The sequence below is a fragment of the Streptomyces sp. NBC_01235 genome, assembly GCF_035989285.1.
Lineage (GTDB): Bacteria > Actinomycetota > Actinomycetes > Streptomycetales > Streptomycetaceae > Streptomyces.
Map to the genome: position 1 here is coordinate 5,262,772 of NZ_CP108513.1, position 16,409 is coordinate 5,279,180.

Here is a 16,409-nt window from a genome sequence, read left to right on the forward strand (position 1 = left end):
GGCTCCTTCGAACGGCTGTGCAGACGAGCGCAGACGAGCCAGCCTAGGAGGCCGCCACGGCCGTCCCGGGGACCGAACGCCTCCAGGGCCGCCGTGTCGGTCATCCGCGCACGGAGGGACGTCCCCCTTCCTCCGGCCCGTCGGCCAGTCCCTCGGCCAGCACCTCCGCCAGATGCCTGCCCCGAGCCCCCGCCAGCTGCTCCAGCTGTGTCCGGCAGGAGAACCCGTCCGCCAGGACCACCGCCCCTTCCGGGGCGTCCCGAACGGCCGGCAGCAGCTGTTCCTCCGCGCAGGCCGTCGACACCTCGAAGTGGCCCTTCTCGAAACCGAAGTTGCCCGCGAGGCCGCAGCACCCGCCGCTCAGGTCACCGGTGAGACCCGCGGCCTCGCGCAGCCGCCGCTCGGCCGCGTCGCCCAGCACCGCGTGCTGGTGGCAGTGGGTCTGGCCGACCGCCGGACGGTCCAGGCGGGGCGGGGTCCAGCCGGGGGCGTGCCGCTCCAGGGCCTCCGCGAAGGTCAGGACGCGGGCGGCGAGGCGGGCCGCGCGCGGGTCGTCGGACAGCAGCTCGGGCAGATCGGCGCGCAGGGCGGCCGCGCAGCTCGGCTCCAGGACGACGACCGGGGCGGCCGTCTCCAGCACCGGCTCCATCAGATCGAGCGTGCGGCGCAGCACCACGCGCGCGTGGTCGAGCTGGCCGGTGGAGACATACGTCAGCCCGCAGCAGACCCGCCCCCGGCGGGCGGTCAGCAGCGCGGCCAGCGCGCCCGCGCTCCCCGACCGGCCGTCGCCCACCGGCCGGCCCCGCATCCGCAGGGTCGGCGGCAGCGCCACCCGCAGCCCCGCAGCCTCCAGGACCCGGACGGCCGCCCGGCCCACGGACGGCGAGAGGTGCTCGGTGAAGGTGTCCGGCCACAGGACGACCAACTCGCCCGTCACAGGGATCACAGGGACGGGCCGCTTCCGCCACCACACGCTGAACGTCTCCCGGGCCAGCCGGGGAATCCCCCGCTCGGGCGCGATCCCGCCGGCCCGTTTCGCCGCCCACGCAAGGGGCCGCACGCGCGCGAGGGCGTTGACGATCCCCACCGCGCGCGCGTGCGACACCCAACGCAGCCACAGGGGCAGCCGGCCCATCGCGTAGTGGGCGGCGGGACGGCGCCGGCCGGCGTAGTGGTGGTGCAGGAACTCCGCCTTGTACGTGGCCATGTCGACCCCGACCGGGCAGTCGGACCGGCAGCCCTTGCAGGACAGGCACAGGTCCAGCGCCTCCCGCACCTCCTGCGACCGCCAGCCGTCGGTCACCACCTCGCCGGCGAGCATCTCGTGCAGCAGCCGGGCACGCCCGCGCGTGGAGTGCGCCTCCTCGCCCGTCGCGCGAAACGACGGGCACATCACCGCGGGCCCGGCCGCCGACGTCGTACGGCACTTCGCGACCCCCACGCAGCGGCGGACGGCCGCCGAGAAGTCGCCGCCGTCGGCCGGGTAGCCGAAGGCCACCGGGACGGGCTCGCGCGGAAGCACCGAGAAGCGCAGATCGGCGTCCAGGGGCGCCGGGCGCACCAGGATGCCCGGGTTGAGCAGGCCGTCGGGGTCCCAGACGCCCTTGGCCCGCTCGAACAGCGCGACCATCTCCTCGCCGTACATCCTCGGCAGCAGCTCGGCCCGTGCCTGTCCGTCGCCGTGCTCCCCGGAGAGCGAGCCGCCGTGGGCGACCACCAGCTCGGCCAGCTCCTCCGAGAAGCGGCGGAAGCGGCCGATCCCCGCCTCCGTCAGCAGGTCGAAGTCGATGCGGACGTGGATGCAGCCGTCACCGAAATGGCCGTACGGCGTCCCGCGCAGGCCGTGCGAGGCGAGCAGGGCCCGGAAGTCCCGCAGATACGCGCCCAGCCGGGCCGGCGGCACCGCGCAGTCCTCCCAGCCCGGCCAGGCCTCTGAGCCGTCCAACATCCGGGTCGCCGTCCCGCTCGCGTCCTCCCGGATCCGCCACAGCGCCCGCTGCCCGGCGGGGTCGGTCACCACCCGCGCGTCGACGACGTCCGCCGCGCGGACGATCGCCTCCGCACGCGCGCGTGCCTGCGCGCCCGTCTCCCCTCCGGTCTCCACGAACAGCCAGGCCGCGCCCCTGGGCAGCCCGGCCGCCGCCCCCGCGGGCACCAGGTCGGCCGCCATCCCCTCCACCGTCAGCGGGCCGTACGGCAACAGCCCGGCCGCCGCCGCGGCGGCGGCGCCCTCGTCGGCGTACCCGAGCACCGCGAGCGCACGCGCGCGTGGAGCCTCGACGAGCCCCACGACCGCCTCCGTGAGCACGCCCAGGGTGCCTTCGGAGCCGCAGAAGGACCGGGCGACGTCGGCGCCGTGCTCCGGCAGCAGCGCGTCCAGCGCGTACCCGGAGATACGGCGCGGCAGCGCGGGGAAGCCGGTACGCAGCCGGGCCAGGTTCCCTTCCACGAGTTCCCGCAGCCCGTCCGGTGCTCCGGCCCACCCCTGCCCGAGCCGCAGCCGCCGCCCGCGCGCGGTGACGACCTCCAGCTCGCGCACACTGTCCGCCGTCGTCCCCCAGGCCACCGAGTGGGAGCCGCACGAGTTGTTGCCGATCATCCCGCCGAGCGTGCAGCGGCTGTGCGTGGACGGGTCGGGCCCGAAGCACAGCCCGTGCGGCGCGGCGGCCTCCTGGAGCCGGTCGAGCACCAGCCCCGGCTGCACGACGGCCGTCCGCGCCGCCGGATCCAGGGCGACCAACCGGTTCATGTACCGCGTGAAGTCCAGCACCACCCCGGTGCCCGTGGCCTGCCCGGCGATGGACGTCCCCCCGCCTCGCGCGACGACCGGCACGCCGGCCTCCCTGCACACCTCCAGCACGGCCGACACGTCGTCGGCGTCGCGCGGCGCGACGACGCCGAGGGGGACACGGCGGTAGTTGGAGGCGTCCATGGTCACGAGTGCCCGGGCCATGACGCCGAATTGCACGTCACCGCGGACGGTCCGGCCCAGCTCACGCTCAAGACCCTCGAAATCTGTCACGTGTCCAGCAAATCAAAAACCTCGTCTCACCCGACGGACGAGGTTTCGCCCACGTTTCCCCCAACGGCTACCCTCGCTTCCGTGGCTGAGATCCAGATTCCTGCTGACATCAAGCCCGCCGACGGTCGATTCGGCGCGGGCCCCTCCAAGGTGCGGACGGAAGCGCTGGACGCGCTGGCCGCCACCGGTACCTCCCTCCTCGGCACCTCCCACCGCCAGGCCCCGGTCAAGAACCTGGTCGGCCAGGTCCGCAAGGGCATCTCCGAGCTGTTCTCCCTTCCCGAGGGGTACGAGGTCGTCCTCGGCAACGGCGGCTCCACCGCGTTCTGGGACATCGCGACCCACGGCCTGATCGAGAACAAGTCGCAGCACCTCACGTTCGGTGAGTTCAGCTCGAAGTTCGCGAAGGCCGCCAAGCTCGCCCCCTGGCTGGCCGAGCCCACCGTCGTCTCCTCCGACCCGGGCACGCACCCCGAGCCCGCGGCCGAGGCCGGCGTCGACGTCTACGCCTTCACGCACAACGAGACGTCGACCGGTGTCGCCGCCCCGATCCAGCGCGTCCAGGGCGCCGACGACGGCGCGCTGGTCCTGGTCGACGCGACCTCCGGCGCGGGCGGCCTCCCGGTCGACATCGCCGAGACGGACGTCTACTACTTCGCCCCGCAGAAGTCCTTCGCCTCCGACGGCGGCCTGTGGATCGGCGTGTTCTCCCCGGCCGCGATCGAGCGCGCCGAGCGGATCCACGCGTCCGGCCGCCACATCCCGGAGTTCTTCTCGCTCCCCACGGCGATCGACAACTCCCGCAAGAACCAGACGTACAACACCCCGGCGCTGGCCACCCTCTTCCTGCTGAACCAGCAGCTGGAGTGGATCAACGGGCAGGGCGGCCTGGACTGGTCCACGGCCCGCACGAAGGACTCGTCGAGCCGTCTCTACGGCTGGGCGGAGGAGAGCAAGTACGCCACCCCCTTCGTCACCGACCCGGCCAAGCGCTCCCAGGTCATCGGCACGATCGACTTCTCGGACGAGATCGACGCCGCCGCCGTCGCCAAGGTCCTGCGCGCGGGCGGCATCGTCGACACCGAGCCCTACCGCAAGCTCGGCCGCAACCAGCTGCGCGTCGCGATGTTCCCGGCGATCGACCCGGCGGACGTCGAGGCGCTGACGAAGTGCATCGACTACGTGATCGAGAAGCTGTAGTTCTTTCCCAGGTTCTTCCCGTGCGGGTCTCGTTCCCGTACGACACCGAGGGCGCCCGGCACCATCCCGGGCGCCCTGCTGTGTCAGCGGCGCTGAACGCCGTTGGTGTCGGGCGGGGCCCCCGGCGGCCGTCTCCAGGCGCCCGCCGCACTTCCTGACGCGTCTACGCCGCCCCCCGGCGCAGCTGCTCCACCCGCTTCCGCATCATGGTGGCCAGCTTCGTCATCTCCCTCCGGCGCTCGGCGAAACTCTCCCAGCTCATTTCCCGAGCCCTCGCGGGACCCGCCCCACCTCGTACTGCCGCGCCCGCCCCACCGCGTACTGCCGCGCCCGCCCCACCGCGTACTGCCGCGCCCGCCCCACCGAGTGCTGCCGCGCCCGGCGTCGCCCGGTTCCGGGCGATCGCGATCCCACCGCCGGTGTTGCGGTTGCGCTGTTGGGGCAGCGGACGGGACTTGCTCGACAGGGTCTTGTGGAGATGCTGGAAGAGGGAGTCCATGTCGAGCAGGTCGGACCGGCCGGGGACGCCCTCGACCAGAGCCGTGACAAGTTCGCCGGTGAACGCGGTGTACGTCTCGCCGGGCGGCGACAGAGAGGTGCGAGTCTCCGCGCAGGCGGTGATCAGACACGAACCGTCCACTTCCGTCAGGTCGGCGATGTGGGTGCTCGCGCTCATCCACCCGGTCAGGGCACGTCCGCTGTAGCAGCAGTCGAGGATCACCACGGTGCGCTGGGCACGCGCCAGCGGGTCCCGGACGGCCCGACGCAGGTACTCGTACCGCAGTGAGGTGTACTCGCGGTCCGGGTCCGAGTCCGGCAGGCCGAGGTACAGCTCGTCGGTGAACGGGTCCGTCAGGCCGTGCCCCGCGTAGTACACGACCAGCGTGTCCTCCGCCAGACGAGCCTTCTCCCGTACGGCGTCCAGGACCTCGCCGACACTGCCCGGCTGGGGAATCACGGTGCAGGCCTCCCGGGGCAGCCCCCACACCGCGGGATCGGTGAGCGCCCTGCGCAGCCCCTCCAGGTTGGCGGCGACCGCCGGCAGGTTCTCCAGGCCGGAGTAATGGTGCACGCCCACCAACACGGCCTGAGACCGTTTCGGGTCCGACAACACGGGCTCGGCCACGGCTACTCGCCTTCTCCGTCTGCGGGGGACGGCTCGGAGCCGGGAGTCCCGTTCCACTCCCGCAGGATCCGCTCGACCAGCTCGGGCGAGCCGTCGTACAGGGTGACCACCGAGCCGTCGCGTTCCAGCGTGATCCGCGGTGGACGCGGTCGTGAGCCGCGCCAGGTGGCCACCGCGGTGATCAGGGAGGCCAGGGCGATGCTGTTGCTGAGCACGACGTTGACCACGTCCAACGGCCCGCCCATCCTGCCCTGCTCCTGCGTCGCGGACCTGACGGAGACCACGGCGTGGCGCCGCAACTCCGGCTCCGCCAGCAGCCAGCGGCGCAGCGAGGAAACGTCCGCCGGATTCTCACCACAACCTATGTCGATCTCCACCCGGCCGGCCCCTCCCGCTCAAGCGACGACGCCGTTCATCGTAGGGGGAGACGCCCGACACGATCACTCCAAAGGACGCAACTCCCCCTACTGATACGCACGTTCAGCTTGCCGCGCAACTCACACTCGGCACACTCCCGCCCCCAGGCGCGCCCCCGAACCCGAAGCTCGCCGAACCGCCCGCCGGGACCGACCCGTTGTGCGCGGCGTTGACCGCCGTCACGGTCGTGCCGGTCTGCGTGTACGTCGCGTTCCACATGTTCGTGATCTGCTGGGAGCCGCTCCAGGTCCAGGCGACCTTCCAGGACGAGAGGGCGCTCGTCCCGGTGTTGGTCACCTTCACCTCCGCGTTGAAGCCCCCGCCCCAGTCACTGCTGACGGTGTAGACGGCGGCGCAGGCAGCCGTACTCCCGCCACCGCCACCCCCTCCGCCGCCGCTTCCCCCGCCGGTGCTCGGAAAGCCGGGCGCCTTCACGCTCGCCAGGTATCCGTCCTTCACGGTGTCCACGGTCACCCAGTCGTCCTTCAGGATCCCGCCCGTGTCCCCGGAGTTGGGGTTCCAGGACCAGAAGGTCCAGTGGAAGGAGTCGGCACCGTACGTCGACGTCGGCCGGAGGTAACTCACCAGCGCCGCAAGCCACTTCTGGTCCACTGTCGACGCCAGCGTCGTGCCGAACTCGCCCACCCACACGGGCGCGATGTTCTGCTTGAAGATGTACCCCCAGTACTTGTCCCAGATCCCCGGCATGTTCGCGGGGAACGTCGGATCACTGAACCAGCTCTGCTGGGCGACGCTGGTGGCGTAGTCGTGGGCCGAGTACACGACACGGTTCGCCACGTCGAGCTGCACCGGGTACTGCGCGACCCCCATCAGGTTGCCGCCCCACCAGCCGGAGACGCCGTTGAAGGACTGCACGCCCTCGACGAATATCAGCAGGGCGGAGTTGACGGACAGGACCGCGTTGCCGGCGCGCTGCGCGGCCAGCCGCCAGTCGGTGGCCGTGTCCCCGCAGCCCCAACAGGCGGGATCGTGGGGCTCGTTGTGCAGGTCGATGCCGACGACCGTGTCCTGGCCCTGGTAACGGGCGGCCAGGGCCTTGAGGTTGGCGATCCATGTCGACTCGGGGACGGCGGAGGTGTACCAGAGCGCCGACTGGCCGCCCGCGTCCGGCCGGTGCCGGTCGAGGATGACCTTCAGGCCGTCCTGACCGGCGTACGCCACCAGCTTGTCCAGGATCTGGAGGGAGCCCAGCCCTTGCAGGTCGGCGTTCTTGCCGCTGCTGAAGTCGATGCTGTTGGGGACGGTCGTGCTCTTGAAGATGTCGTCGCTGTAGGGGATGCGGATCGTGTTGTAGCCCAGCGACTTCATCTGGTCGATCATGCTCTTGTAGTCGCGGGACCAGAGGCCGTGGACGACGTAGTTGCCGGTCTCGAAGCCGAACCAGTTGATCCCGGCGATCCGGACCGGCTGCCCGGCGGCGTCCAGGATCTGGCGGCCACTGGTGTGCCAGTAGCCGGCTCCTGCGTCGGCCGCGACGGCGGCCCCAGGGGCGTCGGCCGCGTGGGCCGTCTGCGCGACGGCTCCCAGCGGTATCAGGAGCGCGGCGGCGACAGCGCACAGTGCTCTTCGCAGGCTGCGGAACATCTCGCTGCTTCCTCTCGGGGGGAGGCGCGGGCCCGGAACATGGGAGCGCTCCCACACACCGCGCTCCCCCCAGGAAACTGACACACCATGACCACGTCAAGAAGAATGACAAGGCGGCGTCACCGGCGAGTACGGCCTGCAGCGGATCCCGGACGGCCTGGAGGTATTGGTCGCGCGCCGCTCGGGGGAGGCATAGGGGCGGGATTCAGTTCCGGCGACGGAGTCGGCGGAAGCCGAAGACGACGGCGCAGGCGGCGGCCACGGCGAGCGCGCCGAACTTGACGCCGCCGCCGACGGCCGAGAAGCCGTCGCCGTCCCCCGAGGCGCTCGAACTCCCGCCCCCCGAGGGGGACTTGGAACCGGATGAGGAGGCGCCCTCGGGTGCGTCCTCCGCCACCACGGAACTCGCGGAGCCCTCGGTGCCGTACATGATCTTGGTGCCGTCGGCGGAGTAGCTGACGGACTCCCCCTGCCGTTGCAGCGGCACGTCGAGCCGCCCCTTGCGCTCGATCTTCCCGCCGTTCCAGTCGTAGGAGATGCCGCCGAAGTAGCCGCGGACGGCGAGCTGGGTGCCGTCCGGGGAGAAGGCGGCGTCGGTGGCCCACAGGTCGACGGCGGCGACGGGCTTGAAGATGTTCGTCCCGGAGGCGGACAGGTTCGCCGGACCCTCGTAGAGGTGCCCGCCGTCCTCCTTCTTGTCGATGATGTACACGCGCCCGGTCCTGGGGTGCACGAGGAGCGACTCGGCGTCACGGGCGCCGTCGGAGTACTTCACGACGTACTGCGTGGCCTTGACCGTCTGGTCGACGAGCTTCTTCGGCTCGGGCAGCCGATAGACCCACACGTACTTCCAGGTCCCGCCGAGGTTGTCGCCGATGTCGCCGACCCAGATCTGGTTGTCGGGTCCTATCGAGATCGCCTCGACGTCACGTGGCGTGCCGATGCCGGTGAGGGTGAGCCGGGCGACGGTCTTTCCGGTCGCGCTGTCGACGGCGTAGAGGTAGGGGCCGTCGTCGCTGTCGTTGTGGGTCCAGTAGACGCCGGGGTGCTGCCGCGAGGCGGCGAGACCGCTGGACTCGGTGATGCGCGGGTCCTCGATGGTGAACCCCTTGTCACCGTCGGCGGCGAAGGCGGCGGGCAGGGCGAAGGCACCCGCGAGGAGGACTCCGGCGAGGAGGGCTACCGCTCGGACGGCGAAGGGTCGGCGCATGCCCCCAAGCGTGCCATCCCGCCCGGCGGTTCACGGGCCCGCACGAGCTCGTGGCCGGGGCCGCCGGCGGTACCAGGACGTCGGGTTCGTCGCCGAAGTCATCTCCGAGGGGACGGCCGCCAACGACTACGGCCCGAAGAAGACCGCCCAGCCGTCGCCGAGATCCCTGTCCATGTCATCACCGATCCCTACCAGGGGCGGTGTTACGTCCACACCGACCCCAAGGACGACGACTGCGCCAACTGGACACGGGTGGACTTCGGCACCGGCACCGACCTGACCGGCACCGAAATCGACCTCACCTTCAAGACCGACGAGTTCCCCCGCGGCTGACCGCCCGCGGCCCGCCGCCCGCCGGGTCAGAACATCGTGTTGTCGTTCGCCGACGTGGCCGGGACGTCCTGGAGGACGTCCCAGTGCTCGACGATCTTGCCGTTCCGCACGCGGAAGAGGTCCACGACCGCCTGGCCCCGTTCGCCCGGCGCGTTCACGTAGTGACTGTGGACGGCGACCAGGTCCCCTTCGGCGACGATCCGCTTCGGCGAGACCGACAACTGGGGGAACGCCTCGAAGTACGCCCCGAGCCCCGTCTTCGCACCGGCGATGCCGTCCGCGATGTCGGGGTTGTGCTGGTGATACTCGGGCCCCCAGTACCTGTCGAGCGCCGACAGGTCCTTGCGCACGATCAGTTGCTCGAAGGCCGCGCCCACCAGCTTCTTGTTGTGGGCCGTCAGCCACCGCGGGCCCGGCGACTCGGTTCGCGGCCGGCTCACCGTCGAGAACATGTCGTTGCCGTTGGCGGTGGTCTCCGGCACGTTCTGCCCGGTGTCCCAGTGCTCGGCGATCTTCCCGCCCTGGAAGCGGAAGATGTCGAAGACGGCCATGCCCCGGGTGCCCGGCGTCAGCACGACATTGGAGTGCACGAGGACCAGGTCGCCGTCCGAGATGACCCGCTTGATGTCGTACGAGGCCTGCGGGAACTGCTGGTGCGCCCCTGCCGCGAGGTTCTTCAGCGCCTCGGCACCGTCGGGCGCGAGCGGGTTGTGCTGGATGTAGTCCGGCCGGACGAACGCGTCGACGACGCCGGTGTCGCCCCGCTCGAACACGCCCTTGAGGACGCTGACGGCCACGGCCTTTTGGCGGTCGAGCCGCGCGCCGTCGCCGTGGCGCACCGAGTGGTGCGGCGCGGACGGTGTGGCGGCGACCGCGGGCACCGCCGCCGTTCCCAACAGGGCACTCGCGGCGAGCGCGGCGAAAAGTACCCGGCGTGCGGACGTGGTGGGGGTCACGACGGTCCAGCTCCGATCAAGGGAGGGAATCTTGAAAGTTCAAGCTAGCACTCAGCGCCACCCACAGGGAAGCGCTAACCCCCAGTTAGCGTGAATCCTCCTTGCATAGAGCGCACTCCACGTCGTTGGCTTGAGTGTCATGGAGTACACGCAGCTCGGACGCACCGGACTCAAGGTCAGCCGCCTCGTCCTCGGCACCATGAACTTCGGCCCGCAGACCGACGAAGCCGACAGCCACGCGATCATGGACGCGGCGCTCGGCGCGGGCATCAACTTCTTCGACACGGCCAATGTCTATGGGTGGGGCGAGAACAAGGGCCGTACCGAGGAGATCATCGGCAACTGGTTCGCGAAAGGCGGCGAGCGGCGCGACAAGGTCGTCCTCGCCACCAAGGTGTACGGCAACATGGCCGCCGACGGCGACGCCTGGCCGAACCACGACAAGCTCTCCGCCGTCAACATCCGACGGGCCGTCGACGCCAGCCTCAAGCGGCTGCGGACCGACCACATCGACCTCTACCAGTTCCACCACATCGACCGGCGCACTCCCTTCGAGGAGATCTGGCAGGCGATCGACGTGCTGGTGCAGCAGGGGAAGATCCTGTACGCCGGGTCGTCCAACTTCCCGGGCTACAAGATCGCCCAGGCCAACGAGGTCGCCGCCCGGCGCGGGTCGTACGGTCTCGTCAGCGAGCAGTGCCTGTACAACCTCGCCGAGCGGCGCGCCGAGATGGAGGTCGTGCCGGCCGCGCAGGAGTACGGGCTCGGGGTCATCCCGTGGTCGCCGCTGCACGGCGGTCTGCTCGGCGGCGTCATCAAGAAGGAGGTCGAGGGCGGGCGCCGGGCGAGCGGCCGGGCCGCCGACTCCCTCGCCAACACCGCGCTGCGCGCGCAGGTCCAGGCGTACGAGGACCTTCTCGAGAAGCACGGTGTCGAGCCGGGCGAGGCCGCTCTGGCGTGGCTGCTCACCCGGCCCGGGGTGACCGGCCCGATCGTCGGCCCGCGCACCGCCGAGCAGCTCGACTCCGCCGTGCGCGCGGTCGAGCTGGAGCTGAGCGAGGAGCTGCTGGCCGGTCTGGACGAGATCTTCCCCGGCCCGGGGCCGTCCCCGGAGGCCTTCGCCTGGTAGGGCGCCCTCAGGGCATCGCAGGTCAGGTCAGGTCAGGGCGCGGTGGCGGCCGGCGTCGGTCATCTTCCGACCGCCGCCGCCACCGCCACCACCACGAACATCAGCACGAGCGCACCGGCCATGATCCGGTTCCGGGTCTTCGGGTCCACGCGTCGAGACTAACCGGCCCCGCCCAGAACCTGTCCGGCGGACCCTGCCGCAGACGCGGAGTCCGGCACGCGCTCCCCCCGAGAGGGGGACCCCCCGTCGCGCTGTCCTCAGTTGCCGGCTCCCCCACGCTCGAACGCGCTCGCGCAAGGGCCCGTCGCCCCCGCTCACCGGCGCCGATCACTCGCCGTTGCTTTCCTGCGGCCTGATCCGCCGGGCAGGCCCCAGCGCCCAACGTCCGACCGGCTCGTAGCGCGGCTGCTCCCCCGCGACCCCGGACCTCGGCAGGCTGCTGCGCACCAGCACCAGCTCCCCCACCGTCCAGGTACGGCCCTCGAAGGCGTCCAGCGCCTCGACGTAGGGCCGCACGTCCACCGCGTCCCGGCTGCGGGCCAGCGTGAGGTGGGCCTTGTAGCGGCGGTGCTCGCCCATCTCCACGCCCGCCCTCCGCCCCGCCGCCTCCGCCCGGTCGGCCAGCAGCCGCAGCGCCGGGACGTCTCCGGCCGCCCCCGCCCACAGCGCCCGCCCGTGCCCGAACTGCCCTCCACCGCGCAACGCCAGCGCGAACGGCGCACCGCGGTGCGCGGCCCGCTTCAGCCGCGCCGACAGCTCCGGTACGAGGTCGTCGTCGACCTCGCCGTAGAAGGCGAGGGTGAAGTGCCAGCCGGGGCGGCCTGTCCAGCGCAACCCCTCCGCGCCCGGCAGGCTGCGCAACTCCGCTACTTCAGCGGCGAGTTCACGGGCGACGTCCTCCGGGGGCAGCACGGCGGCGAAGAGTCTCATGCCCCCGATTTTCCCGGCAGGCAGGGCCGGAAGCCCGCCATGATGGACGACATGCGGATCACGATCAGAGAAGGCGGACCCGACGACATCCCCGTGATACTCGGCATGCTCGACAGCAGTGTCGAGTGGCTGGTCTCACAGGGGCGCACCAGGCAGTGGGGCACGGAGCCCCTGTCGGAACACACGAAGACGGTGGAGTCGGTCGCCCGGTACATGGACAAGGGTGACGTGTACATCGCCGAGGCCGACGGCGTGCCGGCCGCCACGCTCACCCTCACCGACGCGCCCGGCGCCTACCTCGCCCATCTCCCGCCGCCCGGCGAGCCCGAGCGGTACATCCACTGGCTCGCCTCCGACCGCCGCTTCAAGGGCCACGGCGTGGGCAGCGCCCTGCTGGCGCACGCCGCCGAGGTGACCCGGAAGGCGGGCGTCTCCCTGCTCCGGGTGGACTGCTACGCGGGCGACGACGGCAAGCTCGTCGCCTACTACGAGAGCAACGGCTTCACCCCGATGGAGACGTACACCGCGAACGGCGACTGGCCGGGGCAGGTGCTGGCCCGGAGGGTGTGACTCGCGGGCGGTGCAGTGCGCGGGCGGCTGCAGCGGCTTGCACGGGTGCGGCACGGCACGGCACGGCGTGGCGTGGCGTGGCACGGACGCGACACAGGGTGGCGCGGCACGGCGTGGCACGAGTGGGTGTCCGGATGGGCGGTCCGTCCGGGTCACCCACCGGTGTCGCGCCCGTGCCGCACACCGACACCGCGCCGATGTCGCACCGATGCCGCACCGGCACTACGACGCCGGAGCCAGCTCACGCTCCCCGGGCTCGCGCTCGCCCTCGCTCTCGCGCGGGACGAACCGCACCCGCGGGTGCCCGTGGTTCCAGCCCACCGACATGCGCAGGTTGCCGACGCGGGCCAGGACCAGGCCGATGGTGACGGCGGCGACGGCCGAGATCACGCCGCCCGCCGCGAGGCCCGCCCGGACGCCGTACGCGTCCGTGACCCAGCCGGCGATCGGCGCGCCGATCGGCGAGCCGCCCATGAACACCATCATGTAGAGGGCCATCACACGGCCGCGCATGGCCGGGTCGGTGCCCATCTGGACGGTGGTGTTGGCGGTGACGTTGACCGTCATGCCGAACATGCCGATCGGGACCATGAACAGGGCGAAGAGCCAGAGGGAGGGGGCGCCCGCCGCGACGATCTCCATCGCGCCGAAGGCCACCGCCGCGGCGATCATCACCCGCATCCGGGCCGTGCCGCGCCGGGCCGCCAGCAGGGCGCCCATCAGCGAGCCGACCGCCATCAGCGTGTTGAAGAGGCTGTAGGAGCCGGCGCCGGCGTGGAAGACGTCGTCGGCGAAGGCGGAGAGGTAGACGGGGAAGTTGAAGCCGAAGGTCCCTATGAAGCCGACGAGCACGATGGTCCAGATCAGGTCGGGGCGCCCGGCGACGTAGTGGAGCCCCTCTCGTAGCTGGCCCTTGCCGCGCGGCGCGCGCTCGACGACGTGCAGTTCGCGGGCCCGCATCAGCAGCAGGCCGGCGATGGGCGCGATGAAGGACAGGCCGTTGGCGAGGAACGCCCAGCCGGTGCCCACGCCGGTGATCATCAGACCGGCGACGGCGGGGCCGACGAGGCGGGCCGACTGGAAGTTGGCGGAGTTGAGGCTGACCGCGTTCTGCAGTTGGGCCGGGCCGACCATCTCGGAGACGAAGGACTGGCGGGCCGGATTGTCGACGACGGTCGCGAGCCCGACGGCGAAGGCGGCCACGTACACGTGCCAGACCTCGACGTGGCCGGTGAGGGTCAGAGCGGCCAGCGCGATCCCGGTGAGGGCCATCGCGGACTGCGTGAACAGCAGTGCGCGGCGCTTGGGGAGCCGGTCGACGAGGACGCCGCCGTAGAGGCCGAAGAGGAGCATCGGCAGGAACTGCAGGGCCGTAGTGACGCCGACGGCGGTCGCGGAGCCGGTGAGGCTGAGGACCAGCCAGTCCTGTGCGATGCGCTGCATCCAGGTGCCGATGTTGGAGACGACCTGGCCGAGGAAGAACAGGCGGTAGTTCCTGATCCTCAGGGAGCCGAACATCGAGGACTTGCGGGAGCCCCCGGCGCGGTCACCGGGGGCGGTGTCGTGGGTGGTCGGTGCGGGGGCGGAGTCTGCTCCGGGTCCCGAACTCAACAGGGTTCGCCTCCTCAGATACTGCTTACAGGTGTGCGAGTTTCTCCAGCACGGGGGCGGCGGCGCGCAGTTTCGCCCACTCGTCCTCGTCGAGGCCGTCGACCAGGGTGGCCAGGAAGGCGTTCCGCTTGGTGCGGCTCTCCGCGAGCATGGCCTCGGCCTGCTCGGTCTTCGTGACGACCTTCTGGCGCCGGTCCTCGGGGTGCGGCTCCAGCCGGACCAGACCCTTGGCCTCCAGCAGGGCCACGATGCGGGTCATCGAGGGCGGCTGCACATGCTCCTTGCGGGCGAGCTCGCCCGGCGTGGCACTGCCGCAGATGGAGAGGGTGCCGAGCACCGACATCTCGGTGGGGCTCAGCGACTCGTCGACCCGCTGGTGCTTGAGGCGACGGGACAGCCGCATCACGGCTGATCGCAGGGAGTTCACGGCGGCAGCGTCGTCGCCATGGCTTAGGTCAGGCATCTCTTTAGGATAACTCATTACCCTCGCTAAACAAGCTGGGCGCGCCGGAATTCCCGTGACCCTGGCCACGGAAACCTCTCCATCACTCGAACGAGTGAGTAGGCAGCGGAAAGTGACCGGATTGCGGTACGCGCCCGCGACCCTCGTCTCATGGGGACCAGTGTGCTCAGCCTGCGGATAGACGGAGAGCTGCTCGAACGGCTCCGGCAGCATGCCGCGAAAAGGGGAATGAGCGTCCAGGACTATGTCGTCCAGACGCTCATTCGTGATGACTTCGACGAGCGGTTCCAGACCGCCGTCGAAGAGACGGAGAAGTTCTACGGGCTCACCTGAACCGCGTTACGCGGTTCAGGTGAGGCCGAGGGCCGGCATCAGGTAGTAGAAGGTGAAGACGGCGGCGACCACGTACATCGGCACCGGCACGTCCCGGCCGCGCCCGGCCGCCAGGCGCAGCAGGACGAAGGCGATGAAGCCCATGCCGATGCCGTTGGTGATCGAGTAGGTGAACGGCATCATCACCATCGTGATGAAGGCGGGCATGGCGATGGTGTAGTCGGTCCAGTCGATCTCCTTGACCGAGCCCGCCAGGATCAGGAAGCCCACCGCGAGCAGCGCGGGGGTGGCGGCCTGGGACGGGACCATCGTGGCGACCGGCGTGAGGAACAGCGCGACGGTGAACAGGCCGCCGGTGACGAGGTTCGCGAAGCCGGTGCGGGCGCCCTCGCCGACGCCGGCCGTGGACTCCACGAAGGCGGTGGTGGCGGAGGAGGAGCTGGCGCCGCCCGCTGCGACCGCGAGGCCGTCGACGAAGAGGACCTTGTTGATGCCGGGCATCTCACCGTTGGCGTTGGTCAGCTTGGCCTCGTCGGAGACGCCCATGATCGTGCCCATCGCGTCGAAGAAGCACGACAGCAGGACGGTGAAGACGAAGAGGACGCCGGTCAGCACGCCGACCTCGTCGAACCCGCCGAAGAGGCTGACCTCGCCGATGAGACCGAAGTCGGGGGTGGCGACGGGGTTGCCGGGCCACTCGGGGGTGGTGAGGCCCCAGGAGGGGACGGTGGCGACGGCGTCGATGATCAGCCCGAGGACGGTCATCGCGACGATCGAGATCAGGATCGCGCCGGGCACCTTGCGGGTGATCAGGGCCAGCGTGAGCAGGGCGCCCAGGATGAAGACGAGGACCGGCCAGCCGTTCAGGTGACCGTCGGCGCCGAGCTGGAGCGGGACGGTGGTGTGGGCCGCGTCCGGGATGCGGCTGACGAAGCCGGAGTCGACGAGCCCGATCAGCATGATGAACAGGCCGATACCGATCGAGATCGCCTTGCGCAGGCCGAAGGGCACCGCGTTCATCACGCGCTCGCGCAGACCGGTGGCGACCAGGAGCATCACCACGAAGCCCGCGAGCACGACCATGCCCATGGCGTCCGGCCAGGACATCCGGGGCGCGAGCTGGAGCGCGACCACCGAGTTCACGCCGAGGCCGGCGGCCAGCGCGATGGGGACGTTGCCGATCACACCCATGAGGAGGGTGGTGAAGGCCGCCGTCACACAGGTGGCGGTGACCAGCTGACCGTTGTCGAGCTGGTGCCCGTACATGTCCTTCGCGCTGCCGAGGATGATCGGGTTCAGCACGATGATGTACGCCATGGCGAAGAAGGTGGCGAAGCCGCCCCGGATCTCGCGCGGCAGCGTGCTGCCCCGCTCGGAGATGCGGAAGTAGCGGTCGAGGGCGCCGAAGAGGGGCGTGGCTCCCGGCTGTTCAGGGGCGGGGACCTTGGCGGGGGCCGACGTTGGCATGTTTTGGCGTTTCCTACGAAGAGAAGTGGTCGGACAC

14 protein-coding genes and 1 pseudogene are annotated in these 16,409 nt (G+C 71.0%); 5 read left to right on the forward strand and 10 right to left on the reverse strand.

The genetic code is table 11. The features are described from left to right. Window positions 1-100: 100 nt before the first annotated feature. Window positions 101-2,953: an FAD-binding and (Fe-S)-binding domain-containing protein gene (locus OG289_RS23230; protein ID WP_442819096.1), complete on the reverse strand. Its 2,853-nt coding sequence runs from the start codon at window positions 2,951-2,953 to the stop codon at window positions 101-103. Between the two features lie 150 nt (window positions 2,954-3,103). Between OG289_RS23230 and serC the strand changes: the two genes are divergently transcribed. Continuing rightward, entirely contained in the window at window positions 3,104-4,222 is a 1,119-nt protein-coding gene (gene serC, locus OG289_RS23235; RefSeq protein WP_327315973.1) for a phosphoserine transaminase, read from the forward strand. A gap of 163 nt (window positions 4,223-4,385) precedes the next feature. Here the strand turns inward: serC and OG289_RS23240 are convergent, their stop codons facing one another. The 4 genes from OG289_RS23240 to OG289_RS23255 form a co-directional block, all read right to left on the reverse strand. Then, the gene (locus tag OG289_RS23240) at window positions 4,386-5,348 is read right to left on the reverse strand and encodes a caspase family protein (RefSeq protein WP_327315974.1); all 963 of its coding nucleotides are present in this window, start codon (window positions 5,346-5,348) and stop codon (window positions 4,386-4,388) included. 2 nt (window positions 5,349-5,350) lie between these two features. Further along, entirely contained in the window at window positions 5,351-5,725 is a 375-nt protein-coding gene (locus OG289_RS23245; RefSeq protein ID WP_327315975.1) for an effector-associated constant component EACC1, read from the reverse strand. 103 nt (window positions 5,726-5,828) lie between these two features. After that, window positions 5,829-7,370: a cellulase family glycosylhydrolase gene (locus tag OG289_RS23250; RefSeq protein WP_327315976.1), complete on the reverse strand. Its 1,542-nt coding sequence runs from the start codon at window positions 7,368-7,370 to the stop codon at window positions 5,829-5,831. A gap of 205 nt (window positions 7,371-7,575) precedes the next feature. Continuing rightward, window positions 7,576-8,580: a WD40 repeat domain-containing protein gene (locus OG289_RS23255; protein WP_327315977.1), complete on the reverse strand. Its 1,005-nt coding sequence runs from the start codon at window positions 8,578-8,580 to the stop codon at window positions 7,576-7,578. A 58-nt stretch (window positions 8,581-8,638) separates the two neighbouring features. Here OG289_RS23255 and OG289_RS23260 point away from each other — a divergent pair. Next, window positions 8,639-8,913, forward strand: a pseudogene (locus OG289_RS23260) (Uma2 family endonuclease); the annotation flags it as partial. A gap of 26 nt (window positions 8,914-8,939) precedes the next feature. On the opposite strand, the gene OG289_RS23265 reads toward OG289_RS23260, so the two are convergent. Beyond that, window positions 8,940-9,869, reverse strand: a complete 930-nt coding sequence (locus tag OG289_RS23265) for a nuclear transport factor 2 family protein (RefSeq protein ID WP_327315978.1) — start codon at window positions 9,867-9,869, stop codon at window positions 8,940-8,942. A 139-nt stretch (window positions 9,870-10,008) separates the two neighbouring features. On the opposite strand from OG289_RS23265, the gene OG289_RS23270 reads away from it, so the two are divergent. Further along, window positions 10,009-10,998 (forward strand): aldo/keto reductase, encoded by a 990-nt coding sequence (locus OG289_RS23270; RefSeq protein WP_327315979.1) that lies wholly within the window; start codon window positions 10,009-10,011, stop codon window positions 10,996-10,998. Between the two features lie 327 nt (window positions 10,999-11,325). On the opposite strand, the gene thpR is transcribed toward OG289_RS23270, so the two are convergent. Beyond that, on the reverse strand, window positions 11,326-11,928 hold the full coding sequence (gene thpR / locus OG289_RS23275) for an RNA 2',3'-cyclic phosphodiesterase (protein ID WP_327315980.1): 603 nt from the start codon (window positions 11,926-11,928) through the stop codon (window positions 11,326-11,328). A 51-nt stretch (window positions 11,929-11,979) separates the two neighbouring features. Here thpR and OG289_RS23280 point away from each other — a divergent pair, with 51 nt between their 5' ends. Continuing rightward, window positions 11,980-12,498 (forward strand): GNAT family N-acetyltransferase, encoded by a 519-nt coding sequence (locus OG289_RS23280; RefSeq protein ID WP_327315981.1) that lies wholly within the window; start codon window positions 11,980-11,982, stop codon window positions 12,496-12,498. A 222-nt stretch (window positions 12,499-12,720) separates the two neighbouring features. Here OG289_RS23280 and OG289_RS23285 read toward each other — a convergent pair whose 3' ends face one another. Both OG289_RS23285 and OG289_RS23290 read right to left on the reverse strand, forming a co-directional pair. Then, window positions 12,721-14,109, reverse strand: a complete 1,389-nt coding sequence (locus OG289_RS23285; RefSeq protein ID WP_442818942.1) for an MFS transporter — start codon at window positions 14,107-14,109, stop codon at window positions 12,721-12,723. A gap of 25 nt (window positions 14,110-14,134) precedes the next feature. Continuing rightward, complete coding sequence (locus OG289_RS23290; protein ID WP_327315982.1) at window positions 14,135-14,572, reverse strand: MarR family winged helix-turn-helix transcriptional regulator; 438 nt, start codon at window positions 14,570-14,572, stop codon at window positions 14,135-14,137. A 150-nt stretch (window positions 14,573-14,722) separates the two neighbouring features. Between OG289_RS23290 and OG289_RS23295 the strand changes: the two genes are divergently transcribed. Further along, window positions 14,723-14,905, forward strand: a complete 183-nt coding sequence (locus OG289_RS23295; protein WP_057600791.1) for a ribbon-helix-helix protein, CopG family — start codon at window positions 14,723-14,725, stop codon at window positions 14,903-14,905. A 15-nt stretch (window positions 14,906-14,920) separates the two neighbouring features. Here the strand turns inward: OG289_RS23295 and OG289_RS23300 are convergent, their stop codons facing one another. Beyond that, window positions 14,921-16,372, reverse strand: a complete 1,452-nt coding sequence (locus OG289_RS23300) for an NCS2 family permease (protein ID WP_327315983.1) — start codon at window positions 16,370-16,372, stop codon at window positions 14,921-14,923. Window positions 16,373-16,409 lie beyond the last annotated feature (37 nt).

Excerpts from the sequence above, each read along its gene's own strand:
- OG289_RS23230 (WP_442819096.1), bottom strand. The coding sequence starts at position 2,953 with ATGGCCCGGGCACTCGTGACCATGGACGCCTCCAACTACCGCCGTGTC.
- OG289_RS23250 (WP_327315976.1), bottom strand. The coding sequence starts at position 7,370 with ATGTTCCGCAGCCTGCGAAGAGCACTGTGCGCTGTCGCCGCCGCGCTC.
- OG289_RS23255 (WP_327315977.1), bottom strand. The coding sequence starts at position 8,580 with ATGCGCCGACCCTTCGCCGTCCGAGCGGTAGCCCTCCTCGCCGGAGTC.
- OG289_RS23270 (WP_327315979.1), top strand. The coding sequence starts at position 10,009 with ATGGAGTACACGCAGCTCGGACGCACCGGACTCAAGGTCAGCCGCCTC.
- thpR (WP_327315980.1), bottom strand. The coding sequence starts at position 11,928 with ATGAGACTCTTCGCCGCCGTGCTGCCCCCGGAGGACGTCGCCCGTGAA.
- OG289_RS23280 (WP_327315981.1), top strand. The coding sequence starts at position 11,980 with ATGCGGATCACGATCAGAGAAGGCGGACCCGACGACATCCCCGTGATA.
- OG289_RS23290 (WP_327315982.1), bottom strand. The coding sequence starts at position 14,572 with ATGCCTGACCTAAGCCATGGCGACGACGCTGCCGCCGTGAACTCCCTG.
- OG289_RS23295 (WP_057600791.1), top strand. The coding sequence starts at position 14,723 with ATGGGGACCAGTGTGCTCAGCCTGCGGATAGACGGAGAGCTGCTCGAA.
- OG289_RS23300 (WP_327315983.1), bottom strand. The coding sequence starts at position 16,372 with ATGCCAACGTCGGCCCCCGCCAAGGTCCCCGCCCCTGAACAGCCGGGA.